Annotated in this window: 1 protein-coding gene; it reads right to left on the bottom strand. The window is 70.1% G+C overall.

What is annotated here, in order from left to right; translation table 11 throughout:
• The coding region (locus ACTIDRAF_RS31615; RefSeq protein WP_039789974.1) for an AMP-binding enzyme at positions 1–291 on the bottom strand (291 nt) is incomplete at both ends.

Below are 291 nucleotides of genomic sequence, written 5' to 3'. Positions count from 1 at the left end.
TTCCGGTGCGGGCAGCGCCCGCCGGTCCACCTTGCCGTTCGAAGTCAGCGGGAACGCGTCGAGCGCGACGAAGGCGGCGGGAACCATGTGCGCGGGAAGCGCGTCGTTCAGCCGGTCTCGCAGTTCGTCCAGATCGATCCGGTCGTCCCCGCTGGGCACCACGTATCCGACGAGTCGCCGGACGTGCGGGCTGTCCTCCCGAAGGATGACGGCGGCGTCGGCCACGGCGTGGTGCCGTGTCATGGCCCGCTCGATCTCACCGGGTTCGATGCGGAACCCCCGCAGCTTCAC

The sequence above is a fragment of the Actinoalloteichus spitiensis RMV-1378 genome, assembly GCF_000239155.1.
Classification (GTDB): domain Bacteria; phylum Actinomycetota; class Actinomycetes; order Mycobacteriales; family Pseudonocardiaceae; genus Actinoalloteichus_B; species Actinoalloteichus_B spitiensis.
This window is presented reverse-complemented; position numbering and strand designations above follow the sequence as displayed.